Raw genomic sequence first — 16,654 nt, forward strand, 5'->3', positions numbered from 1 at the left:
CTGAAAATTTTGCTTGTTCTGCACTATGACACAAATTTAGGTTGGGTAAAGACGAAATCCGCCGCTTGCGAGCGGGTGTGGGAACATTTTTCTGCACAATGTTCTATAATGCGCGTGAATTTTCCCACCATATTCACACCACAGGCGAAACGATCATGACGCAGGATGAACTGAAAAAAGCAGTAGGATGGGCGGCACTTCAGTATGTACAGCCCGGCACCATTGTGGGCGTAGGTACCGGTTCAACAGCCGCACACTTTATTGATGCGCTGGGCACAATGAAAGGTCAGATTGAAGGTGCAGTGTCCAGCTCGGACGCCTCGACCGAAAAACTCAAAAGCCTCGGTATCCACGTGTTCGATCTTAACGAGGTGGACAGCCTTGGCGTATACGTTGACGGCGCGGATGAAATCAACGGCCACATGCAGATGATCAAGGGCGGCGGTGCAGCGTTGACCCGTGAAAAAATCATTGCTTCCGTGGCGAAGAAATTTATCTGCATCGCGGATGCGTCCAAAGAAGTCGACATTCTCGGCAACTTCCCGCTGCCGGTTGAAGTGATCCCAATGGCGCGCAGTGCTGTGGCTCGCCAGTTGGTGAAGCTGGGCGGTCGTCCTGAATACCGTCAGGGCGTGGTGACGGACAACGGCAACGTGATCCTTGATGTGCACGGTCTGGAGATCCTTGACGCCGTGGCGCTGGAAAACGCCATCAATGCGATTCCGGGCGTAGTAACCGTAGGTCTGTTCGCCAACCGTGGTGCGGATGTGGCGCTGATCGGCACACCGGACGGCGTGAAAACTATCGTAAAATGATCTGATGGGAGCGTCTTCTCCCGTTAAAAAAATTTTGGCAGGGCAAATTTGGTGACTTGTGTCACGTTTATAATATTGTCCTGCCGATCCCTCCAAAGAAAAAGTTATCGCCAGTATATTCCTCTGACAATTCCCGCTGAATGACATTTCCTCAGCACGGCGACGCAAACGTTCATATTGCCGCAATATTATTTTTTGATATGTTGAAGAGGAGGATGAAAATCCCACACACAACACATCAGTTTGAACAAAAAAGACAGGGTCGGGAAATGGCAAAGGTATCACTGGAGAAAGAGAAGATTAAATTTCTGCTGGTTGAAGGCGTGCATCAAAAAGCACTCGAAAGCCTTCGTGCAGCAGGTTATACCAACATCGAGTTTCACAAAGGCGCTCTGGACACTGAACAACTGAAAGAGTCCATCCGTGATGCCCACTTCATTGGCCTGCGATCTCGTACCCATCTGACTGAAGATGTGATTGACGCCGCAGAGAAACTGGTCGCGATTGGCTGCTTCTGTATCGGCACCAACCAGGTTGATCTGACCGCTGCGGCAAAGCGCGGGATCCCCGTGTTTAACGCGCCATTCTCTAACACGCGTTCCGTTGCGGAACTGGTGATTGGCGAACTGCTTCTCCTGCTACGCGGTGTACCTGAAGCGAACGCCAAAGCACACCGCGGCGTGTGGAACAAACTGGCTACCGGCTCATTTGAAGCGCGTGGCAAAAAACTGGGGATCATCGGCTACGGCCACATTGGTACTCAGCTAGGCATTCTGGCGGAATCGCTGGGGATGCATGTCTATTTCTATGATATTGAAAATAAACTCCCGCTCGGCAACGCCACACAGGTGCAGCATCTTTCCGACCTGCTCAATATGAGCGACGTGGTCAGTTTGCACGTACCGGAAAATGCCTCCACCAAAAATCTGATGGGCGCGCGTGAGATTGCGTTGATGAAACCAGGCGCGCTGCTGATTAACGCCGCACGTGGTACGGTTGTTGATATTCCTGCGCTGTGCGACGCGTTAGCGACCAAGCATCTGGCTGGGGCGGCAATCGACGTATTCCCAACCGAGCCGGCAACCAACAGCGATCCTTTCACTTCGCCGCTGTGTGATTTCGACAACGTGATCCTGACGCCGCACATTGGTGGTTCAACGCTGGAAGCGCAGGAAAACATCGGTCTGGAAGTGGCTGGGAAACTGACCAAGTATTCCGACAACGGCTCTACGCTATCTGCAGTTAACTTCCCGGAAGTGTCGCTGCCGCTACACGGCGGTCGTCGTCTGATGCACATTCACGAAAACCGTCCGGGCGTACTGACCGCGCTGAACCAGATTTTTGCCGAGCAGGGCGTCAACATTGCCGCACAGTATCTGCAGACTTCCGCACAGGTAGGTTACGTGGTTATTGATATTGAAGCGGATGAAGATGTGGCGGAGAAAGCGCTGCTGGCGATGAAAGCCCTCCCGGGTACTATTCGTGCTCGTCTGCTGTACTGATTTCCTCTACATGGGCAGGCGGTTGACCTGCCCATCTTTCTTCTGATTTTCCTGCCTCAAATCTCTTTGTGTAACGCATACATTCTGTTTTCGGCTCTTGCCGCAATTGGTAATTAAAGGCTGCGCTCTGCGTTGTACATCAATAAAAGGAATTTACGATAGGGGCTCAGCATCGTGCTGAAACGGGAAAGCCCCTACCGAAGCAGGGGCTTTAAAAAGGAAAGGGACGATGATGAGATACGTCATCATGCTGCTGATCCTGTTAATCATCGCTTACCCAGCATATTAACAGAGAGTACGCAGGAGGGAGGTTAGCCTCCCTCACCCTTCACCGAGGAATTTAGGTCAAAAAAACGACGCTGTCAATCGCTAAAAAACGGCTACCATTGCCAAATTTTTGACGGCGTCACCACCGCAGGTAGCGGGATATCCCACTCTTCAACCGGCAACTTCTCGACTAACTGACAGTCGTGCGCGTAGCCTACTGGCTGGATCTTATGCTGCTGCCAGTTTTGTAACGTGCGGTCATAAAATCCGCCGCCCATCCCCAGGCGCTGCCCATCCTCGTCAAAAGCCACTAACGGCGTAATCAGTACATCCAGCTGTGGCAGCGGCAATACGTCACGCACATCAAGCCGTGGTTCCTGGATCTTTAAGCGATTGGTTACCAGGTCGCTGTGCGGATGATAGTGCAGGAACAGTAAATTACCGGGGCTGAAGGGATGAAGCACTGGAAGGTAGACACACTTGCCCGCTCGCCACAGCTGTTCGATCAGCGGCTGGGTATCGAGTTCGCCATCGAACGAGAGAAACACCGCCACCGTATGAGCGAGTACAACAGGGGGAAAGCTGAGCATTCGGGTCGCGGCTTGCTGACCGTATTGTTGCTGCTGTTCGAAGGTAAGCGCACGCCGACGCTGACGAATCAGTTGACGAATTTCTTGCCGGGATAAAGGGAGTTCAGAAAGTAATGCCATGGCTGTTGCCAGGTAGAAGGGAATCTCCGAGATGCCGCCGCAGGCTGTAACCCTTGAACCCTTGGTTCAAGGTGAATGCGTCGTCACAGTTTTAAGGCTTCTCGGACGGGCCGAGCATGCTCACCAACCGTGGAGCGCCACATTCTTGTGGTATGAAATATCGGCTCAGGGGACTGGCCCGCTTGCAAACATCTCAGAGAAATTTTGTCTTCACGGTCACTCTACCACAGTAAACCGAAAAGTGTTATTCAAAGTTTTGGCCCGTTTTTTCGGTTATGCGACCCTGATCAAGCAACGCCTGTTCGATGGTCTGTTGTAGCATCCGAATACGTTGTTCCATGCTCGCCGCGTACTCACGCGTCTTCGCTTTTTCCTGAGTTAATTCATAGCTGATGTTCAACGCGGCGATGAAAACCAACTGCTCAGTATTTGTGACTCTAGTGCGAACTTTCAGATCTTGCAATCGCTGATTGAGATCGTCCGCAGCCTGATTCAACGCATCCCTTTGTTCAGGCGGGCAATTCACTCGCAGTGAACGGCCAAATATTTGGATATCGACGGGTTGTGCAGACATGCCACCTTCCTGCTGATTGACTGCGCTGCCTTCGTCTCCAGACCGTGGGTCCGCGAAGGGGCGACACTATAGCTACCCTGGTATCAAGATACAAGCCCTTTTCTGGTCCACCAGGGTCCAAAGTGGTAGCATACCATGAATATTCCTCCCTTTGATGACGAATGCTTATGTCTATACAGAACGAAATGCCTGGTTACAACGAAGTTAGCCAGTTTTTGAACCAACAAGGGGCTGGATTAACCCCGGCCGAAATGCACGGCTTGATAAGCGGAATGATTTGCGGTGGAAACAACGACAGCTCATGGCAGCCGCTGTTGCACGACCTGACGAACGAAGGTCTGGCCTTTGGTCACGAGCTGGCTCAGGCGCTGCTGAAAATGCATTCTGCCACCAGCGATGCCCTCGAAGACGACGGCTTCCTTTTTCAGCTTTATCTGCCTGAAGGGGATGACGTCAGCGTGTTCGATCGCGCCGATGCGCTGGCGGGATGGGTAAACCACTTTTTGCTGGGCCTTGGCGTCACGCAGCCGAAGCTCGACAAAGTAACCGGCGAAACCGGGGAAGCGATTGACGACCTGCGTAATATCGCTCAGTTGGGATATGACGAAGACGAAGATCAGGAAGAGTTGGAAATGTCGCTCGAAGAGATCATCGAATACGTGCGTGTAGCCGCCTTGCTGTGTCATGACACGTTTACGCGTCAACAGCCGACCGCGCCTGAAGTCCGTAAACCGACTCTGCATTAAGAACAAAACGCCAAGGAGAGTGTGATGAGCGAAATATCTCAGCAAGAATTCCAGCGCCGCCGCCAGGCTTTACTGGCACAAATGCAGCCCGGCAGCGCCGCGCTGATTTTTGCCGCGCCTGAAGCGACGCGCAGCGCGGACAGTGAATACCCGTACCGCCAAAGCAGTGATTTCTGGTACTTCACCGGTTTTAACGAACCTGAAGCCGTGCTGGTGCTGATTAAAAGCGATGACACTCATAACCATAGCGTTTTGTTCAATCGGGTTCGCGATCTGACGGCGGAGATCTGGTTTGGCCGCCGTCTCGGTCAGGATGCCGCACCGGCAAAACTCGGCGTTGACCGGGCGCTAGCCTTCAGCGAAATCAACCAACAGTTACACCTTTTACTCAATGGCCTGGACGCGGTGTATCACGCACAGGGCGAATATGCCTGGGCAGATGAGATTGTGTGTACGGCGCTGAATAAACTGCGTAAAGGTTCCAGGCAAAATTTGCGCGCGCCTGCCGCGATTATCGACTGGCGTCCAATGGTGCATGAAATACGCCTGTTCAAATCAGCGGAAGAAATTGCGGTCATGCGCCGTGCCGGAGAGATCACCGCGCTGGCGCATACCCGTGCGATGGGAAAATGCCGTCCGGGAATGTTTGAATACCAGTTAGAAGGGGAGATTCACCACGAGTTTACCCGCCATGGTGCGCGTTATCCGTCCTATAACACGATTGTCGGCAGCGGCGAAAACGGCTGTATCCTGCATTACACCGAAAATGAAAGTGAAATGCGCGATGGCGATCTGGTGCTGATTGACGCCGGGTGTGAATACAAAGGCTATGCGGGCGACATTACGCGTACCTTTCCGGTAAATGGCAAATTTACCCCTGCACAGCGTGAAATCTACGACATCGTACTGGAATCCTTAGAGACCAGCCTGCGCCTGTATCGTCCCGGGACATCCATCCAGGAAGTCACCAGCGAAGTGGTGCGTATCATGATTACCGGCCTGGTGAGGCTTGGCATTCTGCACGGCGAGGTCGATCAACTGATTACCGAAAATGCACACCGACCTTTCTTCATGCACGGGCTTAGTCACTGGCTGGGTCTGGATGTACACGACGTCGGCGTTTATGGTCAGGACCGCTCACGTATTCTTGAGCCGGGAATGGTGCTCACCGTCGAGCCGGGACTGTATATCGCGCCGGACGCCGATGTACCGCCGGCTTATCGTGGTATCGGCATTCGTATTGAAGATGACATCCTTATCACGGAAGACGGCAATGAAAACCTGACCGCCAGCGTGGTGAAGAAAGCGGATGACATTGAAGCCCTGATGGCTGCGGCGCGACTGCAATGAGCGTGATTATCGTCGGTGGTGGCATGGTCGGCGCGACGCTGGCGCTGGCCATTTCCCAGCTTAGTCATGGGACGCTGCCAGTTCATCTGATAGAAGCAAGCGCGCCTGACAACGATCGCCATCCAGGGTTTGATGCCCGGGCGATCGCGCTGGCGGCAGGGACCTGCCAACAGCTGGCGCGAATTGGCATATGGCAGGCGATTGCCGATTGCGCAACGGCGATCAAAACCGTTCACGTCAGCGATCGCGGCCATGCCGGATTTGTAACGCTGGATGCGCAGGAATACCGTATTCCTGCGCTGGGGCAAGTTGTAGAGCTGCACGATGTCGGGCTACGTCTGTTTGCGCTACTGCGTAAAGCGCCGGGCGTCACGCTGCACTGCCCCGACCGCGTAGCCAGCGTGTCACGCACGCAGGAGCGCGTGGAAGTTACGCTGGAAAATGGCGAAATGATTGATGGCCGCCTGCTGGTGGCCGCCGACGGTACGCGCTCCGCACTGGCTACCGCCTGCGGCGTTGACTGGCAGCAACAGCCCTATGAGCAACTGGCGGTAATTGCCAACGTCACAACCTCTGTGCCGCACGACGGTCGAGCGTTTGAACGTTTCACGCAATATGGCCCGCTGGCAATGCTGCCCATGTCTGATGGTCGCTGCTCGCTGGTGTGGTGTCATCCGCTGGAGAAGCGTGATGAGATTATGGCCTGGTCCGACGAACAGTTTTGCCGTGAACTACAAACCGCGTTTGGCTGGCGACTGGGACGTATTACCCAGGCCGGTAAACGCAACGCCTATCCGCTTTCGTTAACCTCGGCGCAAAAAGCGATTACCCATCGAACCGTGCTGGTAGGGAACGCAGCCCAGACGCTGCACCCCATTGCCGGACAAGGTTTCAACCTTGGTCTGCGTGATGTGATGAGCCTGGCTGAAACGTTGACCCAGGCGCAGAACAGCGGGGAAGATGTCGGTGATTATGCGGTGCTGGCACGCTATCAGCATCGCCGCGAACGCGATCGCGAAACGACGATTGGCGTGACTAATAATTTGGTGTATCTGTTTGCCAATCGCTGGGCCCCGCTGGTTGTTGGACGAAATGTCGGGCTGATGGCGATGGAATTATTTACCCCTGCGCGCGATGCGCTGGCGGAGCGAACCCTCGGTTGGGTTGCGCGATAAATATGACCTGTAGGCCGGATAAGGCAAAGCCGCCATCCGGCAAGGGTCTCCGCAAAAATGCCTGATGGCGCTGCGCTTATCAGGCCTACGGATTACAGGTTTCGAGGTATAAACAGTGCAAAGTGTTGATGTAGCAATTGTGGGTGGCGGCATGGTGGGACTGGCGGTTGCCTGCGGCTTGCAGGGCAGCGGGTTGCGCGTTGCGGTGTTGGAACAACATGTCCCGCAGCCTTTGGCGGCGGATGCTCCTCCTCAGCTTCGTGTTTCGGCCATTAATGCCGCCAGCGAAAAACTGCTGACCCGTCTTGGCGTCTGGTCCGACATTGTTGCCCGTCGCGCTTGCTGCTACCACGGCATGGAAGTCTGGGACAAAGACAGCTTTGGACGTATTGCGTTTGATGACCAGAGCATGGGCTACAGCCATTTGGGGCACATTGTCGAAAACTCAGAGATTCATTATGCGCTGTGGCAAAAGGCGCAGCGTTCAGCGGATATTACGCTGATGGCACCCGCTGAATTACAGCAGGTGGCCTGGGGTGAGAACGAGGCATTTCTGACCCTGAAAGATGGCGCAATGTTGACGGCCCGCCTGGTCGTCGGTGCTGATGGTGCTAACTCCTGGCTGCGCAACAAAGCGGATATTCCGCTCACCTTTTGGGATTACCGCCATCATGCGCTGGTGGCGACTATCCGTACGCAGGAAGCCCACGGTGCGGTTGCGCGTCAGGCGTTTCATGGTGAGGGTATCCTGGCATTCCTGCCGCTCAGCGATCCACACCTGTGTTCTATCGTCTGGTCGCTCTCGCCGCAGGAAGCAGAACGTATGCAGCAGGCAAGCGTAGACGAATTCAATCAGGCGCTGAATATCGCTTTTGATAATCGCCTGGGGTTGTGCAGCCTTGAGAGCGAACGCCAGACGTTTCCGCTGACTGGACGCTATGCCCGCCAGTTTGCCGCCCATCGTATGGCACTGGTGGGTGATGCGGCGCATACCATCCACCCGCTGGCGGGTCAGGGGGTTAACCTTGGCTTTATGGATGCGGCAGAGCTGATCGACGAGCTTAAGCGGCTACAGCGTCAGGGCAAAGATATTGGTCAGTACCTCTATCTGCGCCGTTATGAACGTAGCCGTAAGCACAGCGCAGCGCTGATGCTGGCGGGGATGCAGGGTTTCCGTGAACTGTTTGCTGGCGAGAATCCGGCTAAAAAACTGCTGCGTGATATTGGTCTGAAACTGGCCGATACCCTGCCAGGCGTAAAACCGCAACTCATCCGCCAGGCGATGGGACTGAACGATCTTCCTGAGTGGCTACGCTAGTGTCCGTAAGGACAATCTTAAGAGTTTGAAACCCGTCACACTTTCCTCTCCCGGCCTGCGCGCCGGGATGGTTCTCTCATTTGAAATAATCTAATTCCACGCCTTTTTTCGCATTAGTTTTTTTAATATTACGTTTTTTTCATAACGCCATTTTTGACATTTTTTCCACATTTAATATGGATTGATACGGCTTAACTTCGCTTATATATGTCTGTTGTTCTGATGTATTGGCATTTTACTGGTTTTTTATGCTGTCGTCGATCTGGTCATTTTTAGTCATAAGCTAATGTGATGGTTAATTTTGCCTTATGGTTTAGCGTCTGTTTCGGTGGTAAGTTCAGGACAAAGAGAACGTTTGCGTCGCAGCCCCTGGAGCGGCTGTGGTGCTGGGTTTCGTGGCGACAATTTCACCGCGAAAGAGTTGATAGCCCCGCTTATTCAACGAGGAAAAGATGGCTCAACAGACTCCTTTGTACGAACAACACACGCTATGTGGCGCGCGCATGGTTGATTTCCATGGCTGGATGATGCCGCTGCATTACGGCTCTCAGCTCGATGAGCACCATGCTGTCCGCACCGATGCCGGTATGTTTGATGTGTCGCATATGACCATCGTCGACCTGCGCGGTAGCCGCACCCGGGAGTTCTTGCGTTATCTGCTGGCAAACGACGTCGCGAAGCTAACGAAGACAGGCAAAGCCCTCTACTCCGGTATGCTCAACGCTTCGGGCGGCGTGATAGATGACCTGATTGTCTATTACTTCACTGAAGATTTCTTCCGCCTCGTTGTAAACTCCGCCACCCGCGAAAAAGACCTCTCCTGGATTACCCAACACGCTGAACCATACGCTATCGACATCACCGTTCGTGACGACCTGTCGCTGATCGCGGTGCAGGGACCAAACGCGCAGGCAAAAGCAGCCACCCTGTTTACTGACGAGCAACGCCATGCAGTTGAAAGTATGAAACCTTTCTTCGGCGTTCAGGCGGGTGACTTGTTTATCGCAACCACCGGTTATACCGGCGAAGCGGGATATGAAATTGCCATGCCGAATGAAAAGGCCGCGGATTTCTGGCGTGCGCTGGTACAAGCAGGTGTCAAACCTTGCGGTCTCGGCGCACGTGACACGCTGCGTCTGGAAGCGGGCATGAACCTGTACGGTCAGGAGATGGACGAAGGCATTTCTCCGCTGGCAGCTAACATGGGCTGGACCATCGCATGGGAACCGGCTGACCGCGACTTTATCGGTCGTGAAGCGTTGGAAATGCAGCGTGAAAAAGGCCACGAACAGCTGGTCGGGCTGGTGATGACCGAGAAAGGCGTGCTGCGTAATGAGCTGCCGGTGCGTTTCACCGATGCTTCCGGCAACCAGCAGGAAGGCATTATCACCAGCGGGACATTCTCCCCAACCCTGGGTTACAGCATCGCGCTGGCTCGTGTCCCTGCGGGTATCGGCGACACGGCGATTGTGCAAATTCGTAACCGCGAAATGCCAGTTAAAGTCACTAAACCTGTTTTTGTGCGTAACGGCAAAGCCGTTGCGTAATTCATCCTTTTTTGGAGATTGATTGATGAGCAACGTACCTGCAGAACTGAAATACAGCAAAGAACATGAATGGCTGCGCAAAGAAGCTGACGGTTCTTACACCGTTGGTATCACCGAACACGCTCAGGAGCTGTTAGGTGACATGGTTTTCGTTGACCTGCCCGAAGTTGGCTCAACCGTCAGCGCGGGCGATGATTGTGCCGTTGCGGAGTCCGTAAAAGCGGCATCCGATATCTATGCGCCAGTAGGTGGTGAGATTGTGGCGGTTAACGACGCGCTCAGCGACTCCCCGGAACTGGTCAACAGCGAGCCATATGCGGGTGGCTGGATTTTCAAAATCAAAGCCAGCGATGAAAGCGAAATTGAATCGCTGCTGGATGCGACCGCATATGAAGCATTGTTAGAAGACGAGTAAATACGCTTCATCCTTCACGTTGCAGGTGTGTTGGCTTCCTCGCTCACCCCAGTCACTTACTTATGTAAGCTCCTGGGGATGTGCTGCGTCGCCGCCGTCCTGCAACGCGAATTATTTTGCGTATTCAGGTAAGTAGAGACACCTACGATTCACTGCACGTTTCAGGAACCATCGCCCATGACACAGACGTTAAGCCAGCTTGAAAACAGCGGCGCTTTCATTGAACGCCACATCGGACCGGACGCCGCGCAGCAGCAAGAGATGCTGAATGCGGTTGGCGCCGAGTCGTTAAACGCGCTGATCGGCCAGATTGTGCCGAAAGACATTCAGCTCGCAACCCCGCCGCAGGTGGGCGAGGCGGCGACCGAATACGCTGCGCTGGCTGAATTAAAAGCCATCGCTGGGCGTAACAAGCGCTTCACGTCCTACATTGGCATGGGCTACACCGCCGTGCAGCTGCCACCGGTAATCCTGCGCAACATGCTGGAAAACCCAGGTTGGTACACCGCATACACGCCGTATCAGCCGGAAGTCTCTCAGGGGCGTCTGGAAGCTCTGCTGAACTTCCAACAGGTCACACTGGATCTGACGGGGCTGGATATGGCTTCCGCTTCTCTGCTGGATGAAGCCACCGCGGCCGCTGAAGCCATGGCGATGGCCAAACGTGTCAGCAAACTGAAAAACGCCAACCGCTTCTTCGTTGCGGCTGATGTTCATCCGCAAACGCTGGACGTCGTGCGTACCCGTGCACAAACCTTTGGTTTTGACGTGATTGTTGATGACGCGGCGAAAGCACTGGATCACCAGGATGTGTTTGGCGTGCTGTTGCAGCAGGTTGGCACCACCGGTGAAGTGCATGACTACAGCAAACTGATTAGCGAGCTGAAATCCCGTAAAGTTGTGGTCAGTGTCGCTGCCGACTTTATGGCGCTGGTACTGCTGACTGCCCCGGGCAAACAGGGCGCGGATATCGTTTTCGGTTCTGCACAACGCTTCGGCGTACCGATGGGTTACGGTGGCCCACACGCGGCATTCTTCGCCGCTAAAGACGAATTCAAACGCTCCATGCCAGGCCGTATTATCGGCGTCTCCAAAGATGCGGCGGGCAATACCGCACTGCGCATGGCGATGCAGACTCGTGAGCAGCATATCCGCCGCGAGAAAGCGAACTCCAACATTTGTACCTCGCAGGTCCTGCTGGCCAACATCGCCAGTCTGTATGCTGTTTATCATGGTCCAGTTGGCCTGAAACGCATTGCTAATCGCATCCACCGCCTGACTGATATCCTGGCAGCCGGTCTGCAACAGAAAGGATTGAAGCTGCGTCATGCGCATTACTTCGACACCCTGTGCGTTGAAGTAGCCGATAAGGCCGCAGTGCTGGCGCGTGCCGAAGCAGCAGAAATCAACCTGCGTAGCGATATCCATAACGCGGTAGGTATTACGCTCGATGAAACCACCACCCGTGAAAACGTGGTGCAGTTGTTCAATGTTCTGCTGGGCGACAGTCACGCTCTGAACATCGATACGCTGGATAAAGACGTGGCGCTCGACAGCCGTTCTATTCAGGAAAGCATGCTGCGTGACGATGCGATCCTCAGCCACCCGGTGTTCAACCGCTATCACAGCGAAACCGAGATGATGCGCTACATGCACTCACTGGAGCGTAAAGATCTGGCGCTGAATCAGGCAATGATCCCGCTGGGTTCCTGCACCATGAAACTCAACGCCGCTGCCGAGATGATCCCTATCACCTGGCCTGAATTCGCTGAGCTGCATCCGTTCTGCCCGCCAGAGCAGGCTGAAGGTTATCACCAGATGATCGGCCAGCTTTCCGAGTGGCTGGTAAAACTGACCGGTTATGATGCCGTCTGCATGCAGCCGAACTCCGGCGCGCAGGGCGAGTATGCGGGTCTGCTGGCGATTCGTCATTATCACGAAAGCCGTAACGAAGGTCATCGCGATATCTGCCTGATCCCGGCCTCTGCCCACGGTACTAACCCGGCATCTGCACAGATGGCGGGTATGCAGGTCGTGGTTGTCGCCTGTGATAAGAACGGCAACATCGACCTGGACGATCTGCGAGCAAAAGCAGAACAACATGCCGACAACCTTTCTTGCATCATGGTGACCTACCCATCCACCCACGGCGTTTATGAAGAAACGATCCGTGAAGTGTGCGACGTTGTGCACCAGTTCGGCGGCCAGGTTTACCTTGATGGTGCGAACATGAACGCTCAGGTTGGGATCACCACGCCGGGCTTTATTGGCGCAGATGTCTCGCACCTCAACCTGCATAAAACATTCTGCATTCCGCACGGCGGCGGCGGCCCAGGTATGGGACCGATCGGCGTGAAATCACATCTGGCGCCGTTTGTACCGGGCCACAGCGTAGTGCAGATTGAAGGGATGCTGACCCGTCAGGGCGCAGTTTCTGCAGCGCCGTTCGGTAGCGCATCCATTTTGCCAATCAGCTGGATGTACATCCGTATGATGGGCGCAGAAGGTCTGAAGCAGGCAAGCCAGGTGGCGATCCTTAACGCTAACTACATTGCCAGCCGTCTGAAAGATGCTTATCCGGTACTGTATACCGGTCGCGATGGTCGCGTGGCGCATGAATGTATTCTCGACATTCGCCCACTGAAAGAAGAGACCGGCATCAGCGAACTGGATATTGCCAAGCGCCTAATCGATTACGGTTTCCATGCGCCGACTATGTCATTCCCGGTCGCGGGTACCCTGATGGTTGAACCGACTGAATCTGAAAGCAAAGTGGAACTGGATCGCTTTATCAATGCGATGCTGGCAATCCGCGCTGAGATCGATCGCGTGAAAGCCGGTGAATGGTCACTGGAAGATAACCCGCTGGTTAACTCACCGCACACGCAAAACGAGCTGGTAGCGGAGTGGAATCACGGTTATAGCCGCGAAATCGCCGTCTTCCCGGCGGGTGTGGCGAACAAATACTGGCCAACCGTGAAACGTCTTGATGATGTTTACGGTGACCGTAACCTGTTCTGCTCCTGCGTACCGATGAGCAAATATCAGTAATCTGCTGATTCAACTATCTTTTAAAGGCGCTTCGGCGCCTTTATTTTTTGGGAGAAACGTTATGGCTATAGCATTGGTGACGGGCTGCAGTCGTGGCATTGGTCGAGCAACCGCGCTGCAACTGGCGCAAGAGGGTTACACGGTCGCCGTGAATTTTCATCACAATATTCGTGCGGCAACCGAGGTGGTGAACAACATCGTCGCTGCAGGCGGTAAAGCATTTGCTTTGCGTGCGGATATCAGTGATGAAAGCCAGGTGGTGGCAATGTTTGAGTCTATTGACCGTGAAGGCGAGCCGCTGACAGCCCTGGTGAATAATGCCGGGATCTTGTTTGAGCAAAGCACGGTCGAAAACTTAACCGCCGAACGCATTAATCGCGTTCTGGCGACCAATGTTACCGGCTATTTTCTGTGCTGTCGGGAAGCGGTAAAGCGCATGTCGTTCAAGCATGGTGGTCAGGGCGGGGCGATTGTGAATGTCTCTTCAGCGGCATCGCGGCTTGGTGCGCCATTTGAATATGTTGATTACGCGGCCTCGAAAGGCGCTGTGGACACGCTCACCACCGGCCTGGCGCTGGAGGTTGCGGCGCAGGGCATCCGCGTGAACGGTGTGCGACCGGGTCTTATCTACACTGAAATGCATGCGTCAGGCGGCGAGCCGGGAAGAGTCGATCGCGTGAAATCTATGTTGCCTATGCAGCGTGGCGGGCAGCCGGAAGAAGTCGCGCAGGCAATTACCTGGCTACTGAGCGAGAAGGCATCTTACGTAACGGGCAGTTTTCTGGAACTGGCGGGCGGGAAGTAGGGACTTGATTGCCGGATGGCGCTGCGTTTATCCAGCCTACGGGAGTATAACCTGTAGGCTGGATAAGGCGTTTACGCCGCCATCCGGCAAAAAATTACAGATTCTCGCCGTTGCTGGCAATCACCTCTTTGTACCAGTCAAAACTCTTCTTCCGTGAACGTGACATATCGCCGGTGCCGTCGTCGTGTTTATTCACATAGATAAAGCCATACCGTTTGCTGTACTGGCCGGTGGTGAATGACACGCAGTCGATGCAGCCCCACGGCGTGTAGCCCATCAGGTCTACGCCATCATACGTTACTGCTTTCATCATTTCTTCGACGTGAGCGCGCAGATAGTCGATGCGATAGTCGTCGTTGATGCTGCCGTCTTCTTCTACTTTGTCATAAGCGCCAAACCCGTTTTCAACGATAAACAGCGGCTTCTGGTAGCGTTCATACAGCTCACATAAGGCATAGCGCAGACCGACGGGGTCAATCTGCCAGCCCCAGTCGGATGCTTTGACGTGCGGGTTCGGTACGCTACCCTCAAAGCCGGAAATCGCATCACCGCTGCCACCTTCCGCTTTAACGGCGTTGGTCATGTAGTAGCTGAAACCGAGATAGTCACAGGTGCCTTCGCGCAGGATTTGCTCGTCGCCGTCTTCCATCCTGATGTTAAATTCACGGCGTTCCCATTCGTTTAGCACATAAGACGGGTAGTAACCGCGCAGTTGAACATCGGTGAAAACGTAACGCTCACGCATCGATTCCTGCGCGAACATCACATCCTCAGGCTTACAGGCGAACGGGTACAGTGGCACCATCGCCAGCATGCAGCCGACTTTCATTTCCGGGTTGATGCGACGTGCGGCTTTTACTGCCAGAGCGCTGGCCACGAACTGGTGGTGCAGCACCTGGTACATAGTCTCTTCCGGGGTTTCATGCTCGGTATACACCACGCCCGAGCAGCAATAGCCAAACAGCGGCGCGCGCCAGTTACGCTGGTTGTTGATCTCATTGAAGGTCATCCAGTATTTGACCTTGTGCTTGTAGCGCTCAAAAACGACTTCAGCAAAACGGACAAAGAAATCGACGACTTTACGATTGGTCCAGCTACCGTACTGTTGAACCAAATGCAGTGGCATTTCGAAGTGGGAAAGGGTGATGACCGGTTCAATGTTGTACTTCAGCAGTTCATCAAACATGTCGTCGTAGAATTTTAACCCTTCTTCATTTGGCTGGGTTTCGTCCCCTTCCGGGAAGATGCGGGTCCAGGCAATTGACGTACGGAAGCATTTGAAGCCCATCTCGGCAAACAGCTTAATGTCTTCTTTATAATGACCGTAAAAATCGACAGCTTCGTGGTTGGGGTAGTATTTACCCGGTACGACATCCTGAGTAATTTCTCGCGGAACGCCGTGTGCCCCACCGGTCAGGACGTCGCAAATGCTGGGGCCTTTGCCACCTTTGTTCCAGCCGCCTTCAACCTGATGCGCCGCCACCGCGCCGCCCCATAAAAAATCGTTTGGTAAGGTAAGTTTTTTCATCTGCGCTCAGTCTCAAATTAATACAATCTGATTTTGAGTCTAACAAAGGAAAGATAAATGTCACGATATAACAAAATAGCGTAAATGTGATTTGTTACATCAAAAAAACAGAGTGTTTTTTTACGCTATTCTTTTCGCCAGCTTGCGACCGAGTGATTCCAGAATATAAATAACGGGGATCTGCGTGGTTATATCGTATACCCCGGCAATACGTGTTTGTGGAACATGCCAGGAGAGATTAAAGTCGGCGAGTTTCGCCAGGCGAGAGTGTTCATGGCTGGTGACAGACAGAACCTTACAGTTGTGCAGACTGAACTGGCTGGCAAAGCGCAGGATCTCTTCTGTTTCACCAGAAACGGAAAGCACGATCGCCAGCGCGTTTCTGGCCATGTCGTTAGTTACCGGGAAATAAGGATCGTCAATGTGATTACTGAATTTACCGACGTTTGAGAAAAAACGTGCGCCATATTTTGCCAGCGCTCCAGACGTTCCCGCTCCGACGAATATAATACGCTCGGAAGATAATATAATATCAACAGCCTGATCGAGCAGTTTATCGAACTCGTCGTTATTGACGCCTTTAAAGAAGCTGATAATTTCGCTGGCACCGAAATTAGCCTGTTGCGGTTCATTCTGCTCTAAATATAATTTGAAGCGTAAGCGAAATTCTGAGTAACCCTCACACTTAAGCTTGCGGCAAAAGCGCAGTACGGTGGTGGTGGAAACGCCCACGGCATCAGCCAGTTCGCGAATGGTCATGTACATGACTTTGTCACGGTTTTTGATGACATAGTTGTAGACCAGCATCTCAAGATTGTTGAGACTGGCGATGGCAGCGTGGGAGAACATAC

14 protein-coding genes and 1 other RNA gene are annotated in these 16,654 nt (G+C 53.7%); 10 read left to right on the forward strand and 5 right to left on the reverse strand.

Annotated elements, in window-relative coordinates; translation table 11 throughout:
- Window positions 1-155: 155 nt before the first annotated feature.
- Both rpiA and serA read left to right on the forward strand, forming a co-directional pair.
- Window positions 156-815, forward strand: coding sequence for a ribose-5-phosphate isomerase RpiA (gene rpiA / locus OGY19_RS05000; protein WP_086523812.1), 660 nt, complete (start codon window positions 156-158; stop codon window positions 813-815).
- Window positions 816-1,084: 269 nt separating this feature from the next.
- Window positions 1,085-2,317 (forward strand): phosphoglycerate dehydrogenase, encoded by a 1,233-nt coding sequence (serA, locus tag OGY19_RS05005; protein WP_115601500.1) that lies wholly within the window; start codon window positions 1,085-1,087, stop codon window positions 2,315-2,317.
- A 380-nt stretch (window positions 2,318-2,697) separates the two neighbouring features.
- Here serA and OGY19_RS05010 read toward each other — a convergent pair whose 3' ends face one another.
- The 3 genes from OGY19_RS05010 to zapA form a co-directional block, all read right to left on the reverse strand.
- A complete protein-coding gene (locus OGY19_RS05010; RefSeq protein ID WP_286596246.1) occupies window positions 2,698-3,294 on the reverse strand; it encodes a 5-formyltetrahydrofolate cyclo-ligase in 597 nt (198 codons plus the stop codon).
- 19 nt (window positions 3,295-3,313) lie between these two features.
- A non-coding RNA gene (ssrS, locus tag OGY19_RS05015) (6S RNA) lies at window positions 3,314-3,497 on the reverse strand.
- Between the two features lie 41 nt (window positions 3,498-3,538).
- Window positions 3,539-3,868: a cell division protein ZapA gene (zapA, locus tag OGY19_RS05020; RefSeq protein WP_003026980.1), complete on the reverse strand. Its 330-nt coding sequence runs from the start codon at window positions 3,866-3,868 to the stop codon at window positions 3,539-3,541.
- Between the two features lie 167 nt (window positions 3,869-4,035).
- Between zapA and OGY19_RS05025 the strand changes: the two genes are divergently transcribed.
- From OGY19_RS05025 to OGY19_RS05060, 8 genes are all read left to right on the forward strand, one after another.
- A complete protein-coding gene (locus OGY19_RS05025) occupies window positions 4,036-4,614 on the forward strand; it encodes a YecA/YgfB family protein (RefSeq protein ID WP_003026978.1) in 579 nt (192 codons plus the stop codon).
- A 24-nt stretch (window positions 4,615-4,638) separates the two neighbouring features.
- Window positions 4,639-5,964, forward strand: a complete 1,326-nt coding sequence (gene pepP, locus OGY19_RS05030) for a Xaa-Pro aminopeptidase (RefSeq protein ID WP_286596247.1) — start codon at window positions 4,639-4,641, stop codon at window positions 5,962-5,964.
- The gene (gene ubiH, locus OGY19_RS05035; protein ID WP_101742753.1) at window positions 5,961-7,139 is read left to right on the forward strand and encodes a 2-octaprenyl-6-methoxyphenyl hydroxylase; all 1,179 of its coding nucleotides are present in this window, start codon (window positions 5,961-5,963) and stop codon (window positions 7,137-7,139) included. The genes pepP and ubiH overlap by 4 nt, the downstream gene beginning before the upstream one ends.
- Window positions 7,140-7,254: 115 nt before the next feature.
- Window positions 7,255-8,457 carry an FAD-dependent 2-octaprenylphenol hydroxylase gene (gene ubiI / locus OGY19_RS05040; RefSeq protein ID WP_086523440.1) on the forward strand — a complete coding sequence of 401 codons (1,203 nt, stop codon included), beginning with the start codon at window positions 7,255-7,257 and terminating at the stop codon, window positions 8,455-8,457.
- 452 nt (window positions 8,458-8,909) lie between these two features.
- Window positions 8,910-10,004, forward strand: coding sequence for a glycine cleavage system aminomethyltransferase GcvT (gcvT, locus tag OGY19_RS05045; RefSeq protein ID WP_101742751.1), 1,095 nt, complete (start codon window positions 8,910-8,912; stop codon window positions 10,002-10,004).
- Window positions 10,005-10,029: 25 nt separating this feature from the next.
- Window positions 10,030-10,419 carry a glycine cleavage system protein GcvH gene (gene gcvH, locus OGY19_RS05050; RefSeq protein WP_005123344.1) on the forward strand — a complete coding sequence of 130 codons (390 nt, stop codon included), beginning with the start codon at window positions 10,030-10,032 and terminating at the stop codon, window positions 10,417-10,419.
- Window positions 10,420-10,596: 177 nt separating this feature from the next.
- On the forward strand, window positions 10,597-13,470 hold the full coding sequence (gcvP, locus tag OGY19_RS05055; RefSeq protein ID WP_115601503.1) for an aminomethyl-transferring glycine dehydrogenase: 2,874 nt from the start codon (window positions 10,597-10,599) through the stop codon (window positions 13,468-13,470).
- A 61-nt stretch (window positions 13,471-13,531) separates the two neighbouring features.
- Window positions 13,532-14,275, forward strand: coding sequence for an SDR family oxidoreductase (locus OGY19_RS05060; protein WP_115601504.1), 744 nt, complete (start codon window positions 13,532-13,534; stop codon window positions 14,273-14,275).
- 94 nt (window positions 14,276-14,369) lie between these two features.
- Here OGY19_RS05060 and bglA read toward each other — a convergent pair whose 3' ends face one another.
- Window positions 14,370-15,803, reverse strand: a complete 1,434-nt coding sequence (gene bglA / locus OGY19_RS05065; protein WP_286596248.1) for a 6-phospho-beta-glucosidase BglA — start codon at window positions 15,801-15,803, stop codon at window positions 14,370-14,372.
- A 120-nt stretch (window positions 15,804-15,923) separates the two neighbouring features.
- Window positions 15,924-16,652, reverse strand: coding sequence for a MurR/RpiR family transcriptional regulator (locus OGY19_RS05070; RefSeq protein ID WP_061068520.1), 729 nt, complete (start codon window positions 16,650-16,652; stop codon window positions 15,924-15,926).
- Window positions 16,653-16,654 lie beyond the last annotated feature (2 nt).

This window comes from Citrobacter sp. Cy070, assembly GCF_030332245.1.
GTDB classification, from domain to species: Bacteria; Pseudomonadota; Gammaproteobacteria; order Enterobacterales; family Enterobacteriaceae; genus Citrobacter; species Citrobacter youngae.

Excerpts from the sequence above, each read along its gene's own strand:
- rpiA (WP_086523812.1), top strand. The coding sequence starts at position 156 with ATGACGCAGGATGAACTGAAAAAAGCAGTAGGATGGGCGGCACTTCAG.
- serA (WP_115601500.1), top strand. The coding sequence starts at position 1,085 with ATGGCAAAGGTATCACTGGAGAAAGAGAAGATTAAATTTCTGCTGGTT.
- OGY19_RS05010 (WP_286596246.1), bottom strand. The coding sequence starts at position 3,294 with ATGGCATTACTTTCTGAACTCCCTTTATCCCGGCAAGAAATTCGTCAA.
- zapA (WP_003026980.1), bottom strand. The coding sequence starts at position 3,868 with ATGTCTGCACAACCCGTCGATATCCAAATATTTGGCCGTTCACTGCGA.
- OGY19_RS05025 (WP_003026978.1), top strand. The coding sequence starts at position 4,036 with ATGTCTATACAGAACGAAATGCCTGGTTACAACGAAGTTAGCCAGTTT.
- pepP (WP_286596247.1), top strand. The coding sequence starts at position 4,639 with ATGAGCGAAATATCTCAGCAAGAATTCCAGCGCCGCCGCCAGGCTTTA.
- ubiH (WP_101742753.1), top strand. The coding sequence starts at position 5,961 with ATGAGCGTGATTATCGTCGGTGGTGGCATGGTCGGCGCGACGCTGGCG.
- gcvT (WP_101742751.1), top strand. The coding sequence starts at position 8,910 with ATGGCTCAACAGACTCCTTTGTACGAACAACACACGCTATGTGGCGCG.
- gcvH (WP_005123344.1), top strand. The coding sequence starts at position 10,030 with ATGAGCAACGTACCTGCAGAACTGAAATACAGCAAAGAACATGAATGG.
- gcvP (WP_115601503.1), top strand. The coding sequence starts at position 10,597 with ATGACACAGACGTTAAGCCAGCTTGAAAACAGCGGCGCTTTCATTGAA.
- OGY19_RS05060 (WP_115601504.1), top strand. The coding sequence starts at position 13,532 with ATGGCTATAGCATTGGTGACGGGCTGCAGTCGTGGCATTGGTCGAGCA.
- bglA (WP_286596248.1), bottom strand. The coding sequence starts at position 15,803 with ATGAAAAAACTTACCTTACCAAACGATTTTTTATGGGGCGGCGCGGTG.
- OGY19_RS05070 (WP_061068520.1), bottom strand. The coding sequence starts at position 16,652 with ATGTTCTCCCACGCTGCCATCGCCAGTCTCAACAATCTTGAGATGCTG.